This window comes from Campylobacter lanienae NCTC 13004, from assembly GCF_002139935.1.
In the GTDB taxonomy this organism is placed as follows: domain Bacteria; phylum Campylobacterota; class Campylobacteria; order Campylobacterales; family Campylobacteraceae; genus Campylobacter; species Campylobacter lanienae.
In genome coordinates this window covers 292,874-306,723 of sequence record NZ_CP015578.1, presented here as the reverse complement: position 1 = coordinate 306,723, position 13,850 = coordinate 292,874, and the positions used below count along the sequence as shown (strand labels likewise).

Below are 13,850 nucleotides of genomic sequence, written 5' to 3'. Positions count from 1 at the left end.
ATTAAATTCCTATTCTACCGTTACGCTCTTAGCAAGGTTTCTTGGCATATCTACATCATTGCCTAATCTAATAGAAATTTCAAGCGCAAAAAGTTGTAAAACAACCATAATTTCAAAGAATTCACTCATCGGATGTGAGTGAGAATTAATCTTAATAAAGTCATCGCTAAGCTCAAATTCCAAAGGCGAAATGGTAGTGATGAAGGCATCTCTAGCGGCCAATTCTTCAACATTTGATTTAGTTTTATCATATAAGATAGTTTGTGGTAAGAGCGCTATTGTATATAGCCCCTCATCGGCCAAAGCGATTGGCCCGTGCTTCATCTCACCAGCCGGATAACCCTCGGCGTGTAGGTAGCTAATCTCTTTTAATTTCAATGCCCCTTCAAGAGCAAGCGGGTAAAATATATCCCTACCGATAAAGAAAAATCCATGCCCATGGACATAGTGCTTGGCTTTGCGATAGATTTTCTCTTGTAAGCTCTTATCGAAATTCACAACAGATGGGATATTTCTCAATGTTTTAATCTCATTTTCTAAGGTTTTATCATCGATCGTGTGGCGAATTTTAGCTAATTTTAGGGCTAACATCCATAAGCATATCATTTGAGTAGCAAAGGCTTTGGTACTTGCTACACCCTTTTCTATCCCAGCACGAGTTAGCAACACCTCTTTGGCCATTCTGACAATACTAGAATTATCCACATTACAGATAGCTAGGGTTTTTAAATTTGCGTTTTTAGCGATTTTTAAGGCTTCTAGCGTGTCTGCTGTTTCACCGCTTTGGCTAATTACTATAAATAGCGAATTTGGATTTAAAAATGGCTCTTTATATCTAAATTCGCTAGCCACAACTACGCTAGCTCTGATTTTGGCTAATCTTTCTAATAGATAGCTAGCAGCTAAGGCCGCATGGTAGCTAGTCCCACAAGCACACAAGACCACCTCATCAATATCATTAAATAAGCTTATATCGATATCCAAATTCAAATCATCATCGCTCAATCTACCCATCAAGCACTCAGCGATCACTTGAGACTGCTCATATATCTCTTTTTCCATAAAAAATCTATAACCATCTTTTAGGGCGTAGCCTTTGTCTTTTGGTAGTTCGGTGAAATTTGGCTTTATCTCTTGATTATTCTCATCAAATATAGTTAAATTTCCTAATTTCGCCACTCCATAACTGCCATCTTCTAGATATATAGCCTCCTTAGCTAGGCCGATTAATGGGGAATCCGAGCTAGATAGATAAATTTCATCCCCATCTCTAGCGATAATCAAAGGAGCCGCATTTTTAGCAAAAAATATCTCATCTGGAGCAGCCTTGGTAACAAGCAAGGTAGCATAAGCACCCTTTAATCTGCCAATTGTCTTTTTATAAGCTTCAAATGGGGTTTTAGCACTTTTATTATACTCTTCAAAAAGATGGACTATAACCTCTGTATCAGTCTGACTTAAAAACTTCACCCCACTAGCTTCTAGCTCATCTTTTAACTCTTTGTAATTTTCTATAATTCCATTATGAATAACAAAGCTATACTCACCTAAATGCGGATGAGCGTTTATCTCAGTAGGTTTGCCATGTGTCGCCCATCTAGTATGGCCTATAGCTACGCCATTACCCTGGTATTGGCACTCTTTCATTTTACTAGCTAAATTCTCAAGCTTACCAACAGCCTTATAATAGCTCATCTCATTACCTATGATAATCGCCATCCCCGCACTATCATATCCACGATATTCAAGCTCTTTTAATCCATTTAATATAATATTTTTTTTCTCTTTTTTACCGATATAGCCGACGATTCCACACATATTTTACTCCGTTATAATCTCTTTTAAAAACTCATCCACTACGCTCTTTAAATCATTATTTATAGATAAAAGAAACATATTTCTGGTACGATTTTTAATGGTTTGTATTCTAGCATTTGCTAGCTTAATTTGGAATTTGCTAAGCATACTTAGGATATAGATCATAAATCCACGCTGGTCTTTGGCGTTGATATTTAATTTCGCATAATTTTGAGAATAGTTCATATCAAAGCTAACTTCATTAGGCAAAATCACTGGCTTGTCATATTGCGGTTTCTCTTTAGAGCATAGTGCCTGGATAATCTCGCTTTTGCTCTTATCGATACTGGAATTATAATCTAGTCTTATATAGCTCTTACCATCAAAAAGCTCACAAATCTCCATATACGCAAGATCAAACCCACGAAGCTCCCTAAGAGCCATCGCCATATTCCAATTGCTCTTGGCTATGATTTGTAGGCTATGGCTAGTTAGTTCTAAATCGATATTTGAGCACTCACTAGCCCTAAGGGCAATATCTATTATCTGCTGCTGGCTATACTTGCTAAAGAGCAAATTTGACTCTATGCTTAGAATTTGCTCTTTTATATCCTTATCTAAAGCGATAAATTCTCTCTGTTTTTTGAGTAATTCTATCTTTTTTGTCCGTTTATTAACGCTATCCATCAAGCTCTCATCGCTATCAAAAGCACTCAAAGCACTATCATAAATTTGACGCAATTTGGCATTGTCAATATCGCTAAAATGATTTAAATTCCTAGCTTTTAACCTAGCGTAAGTTAGGATATATAGTAGTTTTAGAGCTTGTTTTTCTTTGATAGAGCTTACTAAATTTAGCATTATTGGCTCACTAATTGGCTCTGATAAGATATCTATTAATTGATTTTGATTTTTTATCAGATTTATCCCCATATTTATGGTCTTTTGTAATAGATCTAATTTCGCACAATACGATCTAAATATATTAGCGCTACTTACATAATTTGGCGAGGCTTGATGTATAAGTGCTACTAGCTTTAATAGCATTTTGCCATTAGCACAAAGATCATTATATAGACTAAGAACAAATCTATCTTGGATATTTTCTATCTCTCCTACGATCGCCACACAACTCTCATCTAGGCTATACTCACCTTCTAAACTAGCCAAATGAGTGCTAAACTCCATCGGCTTTATAATCTTAAATAGCTTTGAGCTATCTAAGAGTAGCTTTAAGATATCCTTACTATATCTACGATTTAATATCTTTTTTAATCCATCATATATTTTTGGATGGTTGCTATCATCTAAACGCTTTATATACATAAGCACACTTATATCAAATTTCAGCTCTACATCTGGCAAAAAGCTTAACTCTTTAAGCGCTGATTTGAGATCGATTGGCTTTTTGCGGCTTGGTGCGTAGATGGTATTTGCGATATTGTATAGACCGCTTGGCAAACGGCATATTCTAGCTGTGCCTAATGATATTTTCACCCCAAAAGCACGCCTAGCTAGATATCTTGAATAGATATATATAGTATGCATAGCCCATAGACATTTACTTAAGAGTATCTCTTGTGGGCTTAGACCCTTTTTGGCTTTTGTTTGCATAACTTCGGTTACCAAATCTAGATATTCACGCCCCAATATCTCGCCACCGCCGCTAATTTGAAGGGCAGAGCGAAGCGAGCTGATATAATCAAAAGCCAAATTCAACTCACTTAACTCATCTTCATCAATATACTTTAATATATTTGTCTTTAATGTCCCACCAAAAAGGCTAAAAAGCCAAAATATCCTTTTATAATCCATAAATCCGCCGCTACCATTAAGCAAATTTGGACTACAATCTAAATATTGCGGACAACTCATCGGCTCAAGCTTTCTTAAATGATAGCTAATTAGCTCATCTTTTTTCTTTTCATTGAGTTTTGAAATTTGATTTTTGATATTTTTATATAAGATTTTTGATCCACAAACCAAGCGAATATGGCTAAATAGCACCATAAGCTCAATATCATTAGCCAAAGATAATAGCTCATCTTTTTCACAAATTTTAGCCTCGATATCTAGGCCAACTTCTTTTAAGATATTAGCATATCTTTGCGCTATGGCATTTGAGTTGTATCCTAGCTCGTTTTTGTATATTATGGCTAGGTCGATATTGCTCTTGACACTCATCTCACCAAGTGCGTAGCTACCGATTGCCACCACACACAAAGGCACACTCTCATCACTTGGGTCAAACTCCCCAAATGAATCAAATTTGAGTATATTAAAGGCTGTTTTTAGAAATTTATCTATCTCTTTGGATTGATAAATCCCATAATTACGCCCACCAAGTCGCATAAAATTGCTTTTAAGGCTATTTTTACACTTTATAATCTCATCTTTAAGTTTTAAATTTGTTTTATTCATCAACTTCCCTTTGATAAATTCTATCTTAAATCAACTTTTAGCTAGATTAGATAAATTTGAATTTAGCTAATATTTTTAGCGCCACAATCAAATATTTTTACCCGTTACGCACTCGTAGATTAGGGATTTTTTATACTCTTTTAGTGCGGTAATCTGCTTAGTATAATTCTCATTTAATCTATCTATTTTTTCGCATTTTTTATCCAAAAATTCTGCTATTTCTTTTTGCTCATTGAGTGATGGAACAATTAACTTAATTAAAGCAAAATTTGAATAACGCATGGCTTGACCATCTCTAATCAAATTTGTAGTAGATTGAAGTGCATCTATATATTTTGACGATTTAAAAAGCCACCTAAAATAGCGATTATTAACAAATTTAGAATTTGGTATAAGCATAACATAAGCAGAACTTATAGAACCACTAACATTGCTATATTCTAATCCACCTTGAAAGCTTCTCATGCTTATAACAAAATCGCCTACTTCAACATGTTTTAAAATATCAAAGCCTTTTAGCACTTTTACCATATTGTAGCCTGTTTTTCGTGTATATTCTTCTTGTGAAATAATACCGAATTCCTGACTGGCTGTGTATTGAATTTCACCACTTTTTGCTTTTTGATTTCTTTGTTTAAATAGAATTTTAGGATTTATAACTTGCCAGTCGCTAGGAATTTGCGGACACCAAGGGATCCCACTATCTTTGAATTCCATATTTTTAGGATTTAGCCCTTTGGTTACGCACTCGCTTATAAGAGTTTTTTTTATACTCCTTTAAACTCTTAATTTTTCTCTCTAAATTGCTTAATCTTTTGTCAATTATCTCGCACTTTTTATCTAGAAATTCAGCTATTTCTTTTTGCTCATTGAGTGGGGGTAAAGGAATTTTAAAATTTTTAATACTATTTATAGAAACTCCACCAATTAAGCCAATTAAGTTTAATTTAAATTCAGAAATGAAAGATGGATTTTGACAATAATAATACAAGAATTTTTTTGAAAAATCAGGTTTAGCAACAAAACAGCAAAGTTTATTTACAAAACAAACATCTTTATTGATAAAAGATATTTTTCTACCTGCGCTACCACCTTCAATACAAAGCAAAATTGAATTTTTAGGCGCAATTTTAAAACTAGAATTTAATTTTGGTATATACATACCATTTTTATAATTCACCAAATTTGTATCAAGTTCAATATCTTTCGTTGCTATATAAGGCAAAGAATTCTCACTATTTGTAAAATTGTCTTTTTGGCTGTCACTTATACTATTACCAGTAAATAAATTTGCGACATACTTTATTTTTGAAATCTCCCAATGTTTCGGAATTTCGCCTATCCAAGGGATCCCACTATCTTTGAATTCAATATTTTGCTTACTCATCAAAAGGCAACCTTATTAGTTTTTTATATAGCATTTTATAAGAAAACTTATTATATAATTCACTCAGTTTAGGGATCAAATCGCCATGACTTAGGCAAATACTCGCAAGAGATGGTACCCTAAACTCTTTTATCTTGCCTACCAAATCTCACGCCCTTTTAATCTCTTTTTTAAATTTCACTCTCTTTGGCTCTGATATCATCACTAAATTAGCTTATAATCTATAAAAATTTATGATTTTAAGCCTTACCTTTTTATTGTTTTATCCAATAATTTTAAAACGCCTCTTGATTATATAAACTACTATAAGCTAAATTGTATTATTATTTTATTTACAAATGCTGATATCTCTAAAAGGCTATTTGATGCTTATATTATTGATTTAATCAAATTTTAACAAAATTTGACTTTAATAAATTTAAATTTTATTAATTAATATAAAAAATAAAATTATAGATAAAAGCAAATAAATGAATTTTAAAAAGAATAAAAATAAAATTAAGATAAATTTAGATAGAGCAGAGCCTAAGCCCTGCCCTACTAATCTAAATAGCATTGATATTTAGATTAGTCAAGTACCTTATGATTATAAGGTTTGTTATTTTTGTCTAGCTCTAAAAGCTTCGCATTTGGGCCATCATTGATATTATCATGTTCATAATATCTATCACCAGCTTTATGACCTTTAGCTGTGCTTTGGCGAGCGTCGTTTAGATCTACTTTGTAGCGAATTTCACCTGGATTTAACTTTTGGATATCTTCAAAACCTAAATCACTAGTTTTGAAATCACTAAATCCATATTTTAGAGCTATTTCGCTTAGTTTAGTTTGACCCATTCTAGCCATTTCTAGTGCTTGAAGCAACATTCTGCTAGCTTCTCTTGGACTATGGAAACCAGTTGAGTTTTCAGCACCTACGAAGTCGCCTCTCATTTGACCTTTTCTATGTAGCTCTAAAACTTCTTTTAATACTGCAGAGATTTTTTTGTCATCTGCTTTGCCATCTGTTTGGAACTCAGGAAGGGCGCCTAGTCTATCACGCATATTTTTAATATCATTTATTAGGCTTACTGTAGCATACTCTACTGATCTTAAATCAAATGCGATTGATCTTTGGATATCTTTAATTTGCGCTTTTAAATACTCTTCGCTTTGAGTGTGGCAGCTTTTACAAGCAGCGTTAATATCTTTAAGCGGAGAAGTAACATTGTGATTTGTCACTTTGCTTGAGCCTTTTCTTACATAAGGCATGTGACAATCAGCACAACTCACACCATTTGCCGCATGGACTGAGCTTGAGTATAGCTCTGTTTCTGGGTGTTGGATTTTTAGCATTGGTGCTTTTGTAATTTTGTGAGCCCAATCTTGTGGGAATATAGAGCGAGTTACATTCTCGTCATAATACTCATCAAACATCTCAATTCTAAATGGTTTATTTTTGCCCCATTGTTTCCATGGGAATACTAGCTCGATACCAGCAACTTCAATTTCAGTAGCTTTGTTGCCATCTCTCCAGCTATCGAATTCATCATAAGTTTTTTGAGTGCCGTTCCACCATTTTTTATCTGTATCACTAGCGATTGATTCACCGATAGTTTTAACTTTTTCACCTGTTGGGCGGAAATAGTATTCAACATGACATTGCGCACAAACTAAGCTTCTCATCTCACTTCTAGTAGCTTTCACACCTGTTACAGGATCTGGCTCATAGCCTCTCCATTTTGTCAAAGCATTGATTAAAGCGGTGCGAGTTACACGAAGTTCCATTGTATTTGGTACATGGCAGTCAGCGCAGGCAACACCCATTCTTTTACCGCCGTGAGGGCCGCTGTGTTCTGGGCTATTTTCTGTGATGCCTTCTAATGCTGGGACATTTTTGATCATTGTCCAGTATTTAGCACTATTAAATGAGATCCATTTTTCACGAGGAGTATCGCCTAAAGCAGCGTTATTTTCTAGCCATTTTGTCCAACCGCTATGGCAATTCATACAGGCAGCTGGCTGACCGTTAAAAGCAGGAAAACCATGTGAATTTAAGAAATCTTTATTGTTTCTTGCTGTATCCATTTGATCTACTTGAATCCAGAAGTGGCCACGCTCTTCATTTGCATCTATTGAAAATGGATATCCCGCCCATAAAATTGTAAGTTGCGGATATCTAATCAATTTGGAATAAGAGTGATTACCGCCAAATTCAGTCTCAAACGGTGCTTCAGTTTCGACTGTTTGATACATATCCATATGTTCAGGGAAATTTTTGCCCCAGACATTAAAGCGTGGATCATCATCACTCATAGTCACCACATCTTTAGAGACTGCACCAGCCATATCAGGCTGAGCTTTTTTGCTTGAGATGTCTTTGTTAAATAAAACAAAGCCGATCAAAACAATAATGGCTAATATCGCCAAAAGAGCCTTTTTCATACTCTATATCCTTTCTGTGAAATTAAATTTACTTTGTTGCCAAAGTTCATAAATCAGCCTAAAATCCACGAGTGTGACCTACACTAGCGTGGCATTTAACACAGCTTAGCTGCTCGTTGGCATGATTTATCTTTGTTGTTGGATTTACCACTACTGATACCATTTGAGAGTGGCAGCGAACGCAGTTTGCTTGAACCATATTTTTACTCATTTTAGTTGCAGTGAAATTTTGCGGTAAATCATCTAGCTTAAAGGTAAATGCATAAGCGTGAGATACGCCACTTTGGGCTTTGGCTATCCATTTATCTACAAATTCATTAGGCAAATGGCAGTCATTACAGCTTGCTATTGGCTTGCCGTTTATCTCTCTTGAGTGGGCGCTTTTACGCCAACTAGCATATACATCATTCATGACATGGCAGTTATTACAGGCGGCACTATCATCGCTAAAATACGACATACCTTTAGCATTGTAAAAAGTATATCCAGCAGCTATGATAATGATAGCTACAACAACTAAAAACCACATAAATGTAGAGTTTTTACTACTACTTTGCACTTTATCCTCCTTCCCCAAAAAGATAAAAATGTAAATGAAATTGTAATGAAATTTAATTTGTTTGTCAATAAAAATAAACTTAAAGTCGATTTTACGATGGTTTAAAGGCTTAATATTTACATTTTTTCGTCTAAATTTAGTTTAATTTTAATTAATATATTTTTTATCTTATTTTATACAACGGCTTTGGTTTGCCACTTTTTGCTCTTCCAACGCCAAGAATTTACAAATCCACGAAGCGCCTCATCAGCACAAAATCCAATCCAAACTCCCAAAATGCCAAGCCCAAAATTAAAGCATAAAATATATCCCACAGGCAACGAAACCCCAAACATAAACACCACTCCACTAAAAAAGCAAAATTTCGCATCGCCACTAGCACGAAGTGAATTTACCATTATGATATTAAATGTCCTTACTACTTCAAGGAAGATTGATAGCGTAAATAGCGGTATCATCAGCTCTTTTAAGCTTGGATTTAAATTTAGTGCGTTCATTGTCTCATCTTGGGCTAAAAAGCTAGTAAATGCTACCAAAAATGACGCCAAAACGCTAACATACAAGGCTCGCCAAGTGTGTTTATAAGCTATTTGTAGCTTTTTGGCGCCGACTAATTTGCCAATTATAATCTCATTTGCCACGCTGATTGCTTGACCTATCAACATTATAAATAGCGAAATTTGAAAATAAATAGTTTGGACGCTTAAATTCTCTTTGCCTAGACTAGCGACAAAACCAAATGCGATTGTGTATTGGACTATCCAAAGTAGATTCTCCCCAGCTGCCCAGCCGCCAATTTTGATAATTTTGCTTATAACGGCTCTTTCAAGCTTGATAAATTCGCTAAATTTAGGTATAAATTTCAATATATAAATGAGTATAAATATCAAAATAATTATAGCCACCACACGGCCAATTATAGTGGATAATCCAACACCAAAAAGCTCACTTTGGGTGAAATTCAACACATAATAATTGCCAATAAGTGTAACTCCATCCATCAAAATAGTAACAAACATAACGCTATAAGCTCTATTATAAACCCTAATTATCGATGCTAAAACTATCCCAACCGCATCAAAAAATAGGCAAATTCCAAGCATATATAGATAGATTGAGCTTTGAGCCATTAGCTCTTTTGGGACATTCATTAGCTCCAAAATCAACTCACCATGCCACACTATCCCAGCAGCACAAATTAAGCCTAAAATAGAGTTTAAAAATAGACTTTGATGGATGGCTTTGCGGGCTAAAATTTTATCCCTAGCGCCAATAGCTTGAGTTATAACTACTGAACAACCAATACTTAAAAAGGTAAAAATCGTGATAAAAATATCTAAAATTTGATTACCCGCACCCATAGCACCAACTAAGAAATTTGAGTGCGCTGCGACCATTAAGGTGTTGATAATAAGCGACAAATACCGCAAAAATAATTCAAAAAATATAGGCACGCTAAGGGCTTTTAAAGATAGTTGCTTAGAGGACATTTGACCGCCTAATTATGGGATTTTGGATAGATTATTTTATCAAATTTAATATAAAATATATTTTATTTATAACTTAAATTTATGATTATTTAGTTGTAATATTAAATTTATTTTAGATATAATTCTAGCTCAAAATTATGACAAATCTTCATAAAACATAGTTTTTGGCTATGTGGGATATAATATGCAATTTATATTTAGGAAAAACAGTGCAAGATTATACAGTTGTCTCTTTATTTAGTGGATGCGGTGGTTTGGATTTGGGAATTAGTGGAGGATTTTGTTATCTTGGTAAAGATTATAATAAAAATCCATTTAAAATTATCTGGGCTAATGATATCAATGAAAAAGCCACCAAAACACTAAAATTAAATTTTCCAAACACACATGTGATATGTGGTGATATTGTAAATATTTTAGATAACAATCATCAAAATAATTCTTTGTTTGATAATGATTTTAAACTACCAAAATACGCTGATATAGTAATAGGCGGGTTTCCTTGTCAAGATTTTAGCCTAGCTGGTAAAAGAAAAGGCTTACATGTTCAAAGAGGAAAACTATACCAAAGTATGGCCAAAACTATCAAACGACTAAAGCCAAAGCTATTTTTAGCTGAGAATGTCAAAGGATTAATATCATGGGAAAATGGCTTAGCTATTAAAACCATTACCGACGATTTTACAAAACTTGGATATGAAGTAAAATATAAACTATTTAATGCTGCAGATTATGGCGTACCACAAACTAGAGAGCGTGTTATAATCATTGGAATAAGAAATGATATAAAGGCTAAATTAAACTGGCCTATGCCTACACATTCAGCAGATGTGGGTGCAAATTTAAAGCCTTGGGTTACAATCAAAGAAGCGATTGGCGATTTAGAAGATGAAAGCTTGCATAACTCATTACCAAATAGCGGTTACTCGAAGGCTAAATTATATCAAGGCAAACAAGGCAACACCATCACAAAAGCCAATAAACCAGCTCCAACAATGAGAGCCGAACATCACGGTAATATCGAATTTCACTATAGTTTGCCAAGGCGATTATCGGCAAGAGAAGCTGCACGAATCCAAACATTTCCAGATGATTTTGAGTTTATCAAATCCACTACAGACGCATATAGACAAGTTGGTAACGCCGTTGCTCCAGTATTTGCATGGCACTTGGCACAAATGCTAAAAGATATTTTAAATCAACAAGGCACTTAAATGAGTATTTATGATAAACTATTTGATGATAAGCTAATTATAAAAAGGGTTAAAAATAAATTACCTCATCTATTTCAATTAGCAGAATTAGAAAGCTCAAGAAATGGCAAACTTGGCATGGAAATAGGCTCTGTTAGAGAGAGAATTCTTATAGCACTTTTAATGTATAAATTTGGCATAGATATCGTAGATCCAAATATTCCAATAACTGCACCTGAAATTGATGTAATAGTAAATAATGAACCACTATCTATAAAAACAATGACAACACAAAATAAATCTTGGATGCCAATTAAACTAATCTGGACTGTAGATCATCAAAAGGCAACTGAATTTAAAGAACGATATCAACCATCTTGCGCTATGATGATAGCTAAGATTTGCTGGAATTCTCAAGGCAAATTATTATTATTTTCTAAAAAATCTCAACTAGAAATATTAAATTTAATTGGTAAAGATAGATATATAAAATTGCCAAAACCCAATACAAACTCAAGAGGTGTAGAGATCACAACTGAAGCCCTTGCTATGCTAGAACAATCAAGTCACACAAAATGTATTGATATAAATTTTGTTAGAAAAAATATTGATTATAGAGAGATCTATACAAAATGGCTAGATGCTTGGATAGAAGATTACTAAATTAAAGGAGTTAAATGAAGCCAAAATACCATTTTTATAACAACACACTATACGCATTAAGTGGCATAAAGGCAATGTGGCGTGGTGAGAAGTCATTTCGCATTGAGATATTTATCATTGTGCCTTTATTTATCGTTATTTGGTTTTTACCGCTTGGTGCTTTGGAGCAGATAGCACTTGGGGTTAGCCTACTTTTTATCCTTGCGATGGAGTCCTTAAATAGCGCTATTGAGGCGTGTGTGGATCTTGTTAGTCCTGATTTTCATCCATTAGCTAAAATATCCAAAGATTGTGGTAGTGCGGCTGTATTTATCTCTATTTGTTCAGCGGTGCTGACTTGGATTATCATCTTATATAATCTAATTTGGTGAAACTATGCTTAAAAATAGCTTATATTGGGATGAATTTTATAAGAGCGAACACAAAGAGATTGCTAAACCTACGCTTTTTGCTAATTTCATTTATGAAACCTATATAAAAGATCAAAATATTGCGAATTTAATCGAATTTGGCTGCGGTAATGGTAGAGATAGTCTATATTTTGCCAAAAATAATTTAAGCGTTACTGCTATAGATAGCTCACATATCGCTATAAACGCTCTAAAAAAGCAAAATAGCGATATCAGATGGATAAATGCGGATTTTACTATATCTTTGGATATTAGAGATAAATTTGATATCTGTTATAGTAGATTTACTCTCCATGCCATAGATGATGCCGGTCAAAATGGCTTAATAGAAAATATCAAAGCCCTACTTAAGCCAAATGGCCTTTTTGTTATAGAGGCTAGAAGCATAAATGATGGCAAATTCGGCCTTGGCCAAAAGGTCGGCAAAAATGCCTTTATATTTGATAATCATTATCGCAGATTTATAGATCCAAATGAGCTAAAGATAGCTCTATCAAATAGCGGTTTTAATATAATTTATATAGATGAGAGCGGTGAGTTTGCCCCCATCAAAGATGAAAATTGCGTTTGTATAAGGGTGGTGGCTAGATATTAAGGCTATCTAGCTCGGCTTTGGTTTTTAAATTCAAATAGTCATTTGAGCTAAATCTCTTTGGAATTTCAATATAATTTTCGCCATACATAAAGCATAGATATTGATGATAATTTTTTAAAACACTTAGGCTAAAATCCTTATAATTTATGCGATCAAACCCACCATCAAATATTGCCCTTGGAAAATAAAAAAACCTCCCATCATCATAGTCACAAATCTTGAATTTACCATAATCATCAAAAAACCCAATATCTATAACAACCCCATCGCTATTTGTGATAGTAATCCGCTTGATATCACCAGATTTAAGCCTTATATCATCTTGGATATAACGCAAATTTACTTGATACTCGCCACCTAATAAATTTGGCAAATTCTTAGCCAAAAACTCTAAATCACCATATCTCATCACATATAAATCCACATCACTCACCACGCTCAAAGCCCTACCACGCAAGATAGATATAAGCCCAGAATTACAGATGAAATAATCCATCTCAATCTCATTAAAATACCTATCCAAAACCCGCATAATCTCATCAGTCAAACGCTCCCTAATAGGCGTAGAAAATGAGATATCCTTCTCATCTAAAACCATAATTTTATCACTTTTTAAGCCTAAATTTAGTAACTGAGCCTCCATCTCATCAGCCCAAATCCCACCAATATATACAAAATCAAATTCCAATCCCAAAATCTCATCAACGCTATAAATAGGAATATCCATATATTTACTGCCTTGATTTTGTTTGTTATTGTCTATAAAAGCAACAATATTATTATTTGTAGCAATAGCCCTATATATCGCTCTACCAGCTGCACCAGTGCCGAAAATAACTATATTTTTCATATAAAATCCTTTATTATTTTGTGATATTTTAACATATATAAAGGTTAAATTTAATACAATT

The 13,850-nt window shown here is 34.0% G+C and carries 12 protein-coding genes; 4 read left to right on the top strand and 8 right to left on the bottom strand.

What is annotated here, in order from left to right; translation table 11 throughout:
- Positions 1-9: 9 nt before the first annotated feature.
- From glmS to CLAN_RS01560, 7 genes are all read right to left on the bottom strand, one after another.
- Positions 10-1,818, bottom strand: a complete 1,809-nt coding sequence (gene glmS / locus CLAN_RS01590; RefSeq protein WP_100590428.1) for a glutamine--fructose-6-phosphate transaminase (isomerizing) — start codon at positions 1,816-1,818, stop codon at positions 10-12.
- A 3-nt stretch (positions 1,819-1,821) separates the two neighbouring features.
- On the bottom strand, positions 1,822-4,218 hold the full coding sequence (locus CLAN_RS01585) for a nucleotidyltransferase family protein (RefSeq protein ID WP_100590427.1): 2,397 nt from the start codon (positions 4,216-4,218) through the stop codon (positions 1,822-1,824).
- 87 nt (positions 4,219-4,305) lie between these two features.
- Positions 4,306-4,935 carry a restriction endonuclease subunit S gene (locus CLAN_RS01580; protein WP_100590426.1) on the bottom strand — a complete coding sequence of 210 codons (630 nt, stop codon included), beginning with the start codon at positions 4,933-4,935 and terminating at the stop codon, positions 4,306-4,308.
- A gap of 4 nt (positions 4,936-4,939) precedes the next feature.
- Positions 4,940-5,605 (bottom strand): restriction endonuclease subunit S, encoded by a 666-nt coding sequence (locus CLAN_RS01575; protein WP_100590425.1) that lies wholly within the window; start codon positions 5,603-5,605, stop codon positions 4,940-4,942.
- Between the two features lie 567 nt (positions 5,606-6,172).
- Entirely contained in the window at positions 6,173-8,029 is a 1,857-nt protein-coding gene (locus tag CLAN_RS01570) for an ammonia-forming cytochrome c nitrite reductase subunit c552 (protein ID WP_100590424.1), read from the bottom strand.
- 58 nt (positions 8,030-8,087) lie between these two features.
- On the bottom strand, positions 8,088-8,558 hold the full coding sequence (gene nrfH / locus CLAN_RS01565) for a cytochrome c nitrite reductase small subunit (RefSeq protein ID WP_086225007.1): 471 nt from the start codon (positions 8,556-8,558) through the stop codon (positions 8,088-8,090).
- 203 nt (positions 8,559-8,761) lie between these two features.
- The gene (locus CLAN_RS01560; RefSeq protein ID WP_096023898.1) at positions 8,762-10,078 is read right to left on the bottom strand and encodes an MATE family efflux transporter; all 1,317 of its coding nucleotides are present in this window, start codon (positions 10,076-10,078) and stop codon (positions 8,762-8,764) included.
- Between the two features lie 209 nt (positions 10,079-10,287).
- On the opposite strand from CLAN_RS01560, the gene CLAN_RS01555 reads away from it, so the two are divergent.
- From CLAN_RS01555 to CLAN_RS01540, 4 genes are read left to right on the top strand one after another with little or no spacing between them, the layout of a single operon-like run.
- Positions 10,288-11,292, top strand: a complete 1,005-nt coding sequence (locus CLAN_RS01555) for a DNA cytosine methyltransferase (protein ID WP_232045847.1) — start codon at positions 10,288-10,290, stop codon at positions 11,290-11,292.
- Positions 11,293-11,934 (top strand): ThaI family type II restriction endonuclease, encoded by a 642-nt coding sequence (locus CLAN_RS01550; protein WP_086241415.1) that lies wholly within the window; start codon positions 11,293-11,295, stop codon positions 11,932-11,934.
- A 14-nt stretch (positions 11,935-11,948) separates the two neighbouring features.
- The gene (locus CLAN_RS01545; protein WP_100590422.1) at positions 11,949-12,305 is read left to right on the top strand and encodes a diacylglycerol kinase; all 357 of its coding nucleotides are present in this window, start codon (positions 11,949-11,951) and stop codon (positions 12,303-12,305) included.
- A 4-nt stretch (positions 12,306-12,309) separates the two neighbouring features.
- Positions 12,310-12,939, top strand: a complete 630-nt coding sequence (locus CLAN_RS01540) for a class I SAM-dependent methyltransferase (protein WP_100590421.1) — start codon at positions 12,310-12,312, stop codon at positions 12,937-12,939.
- Here the strand turns inward: CLAN_RS01540 and CLAN_RS01535 are convergent.
- A complete protein-coding gene (locus CLAN_RS01535) occupies positions 12,929-13,789 on the bottom strand; it encodes a nucleoside-diphosphate sugar epimerase/dehydratase (RefSeq protein WP_100590420.1) in 861 nt (286 codons plus the stop codon). The two genes, CLAN_RS01540 and CLAN_RS01535, sit on opposite strands and share 11 nt — an antisense overlap.
- Positions 13,790-13,850: the final 61 nt, after the last annotated feature.

Coding starts and splice junctions, on each gene's coding strand:
- glmS (WP_100590428.1), bottom strand. CDS start 1,818: ATGTGTGGAATCGTCGGCTATATCGGTAAAAAAGAGAAAAAAAATATT.
- CLAN_RS01585 (WP_100590427.1), bottom strand. CDS start 4,218: ATGAATAAAACAAATTTAAAACTTAAAGATGAGATTATAAAGTGTAAA.
- CLAN_RS01580 (WP_100590426.1), bottom strand. CDS start 4,935: ATGGAATTCAAAGATAGTGGGATCCCTTGGTGTCCGCAAATTCCTAGC.
- CLAN_RS01575 (WP_100590425.1), bottom strand. CDS start 5,605: ATGAGTAAGCAAAATATTGAATTCAAAGATAGTGGGATCCCTTGGATA.
- CLAN_RS01570 (WP_100590424.1), bottom strand. CDS start 8,029: ATGAAAAAGGCTCTTTTGGCGATATTAGCCATTATTGTTTTGATCGGC.
- nrfH (WP_086225007.1), bottom strand. CDS start 8,558: ATGTGGTTTTTAGTTGTTGTAGCTATCATTATCATAGCTGCTGGATAT.
- CLAN_RS01560 (WP_096023898.1), bottom strand. CDS start 10,078: ATGTCCTCTAAGCAACTATCTTTAAAAGCCCTTAGCGTGCCTATATTT.
- CLAN_RS01550 (WP_086241415.1), top strand. CDS start 11,293: ATGAGTATTTATGATAAACTATTTGATGATAAGCTAATTATAAAAAGG.
- CLAN_RS01545 (WP_100590422.1), top strand. CDS start 11,949: ATGAAGCCAAAATACCATTTTTATAACAACACACTATACGCATTAAGT.
- CLAN_RS01540 (WP_100590421.1), top strand. CDS start 12,310: ATGCTTAAAAATAGCTTATATTGGGATGAATTTTATAAGAGCGAACAC.
- CLAN_RS01535 (WP_100590420.1), bottom strand. CDS start 13,789: ATGAAAAATATAGTTATTTTCGGCACTGGTGCAGCTGGTAGAGCGATA.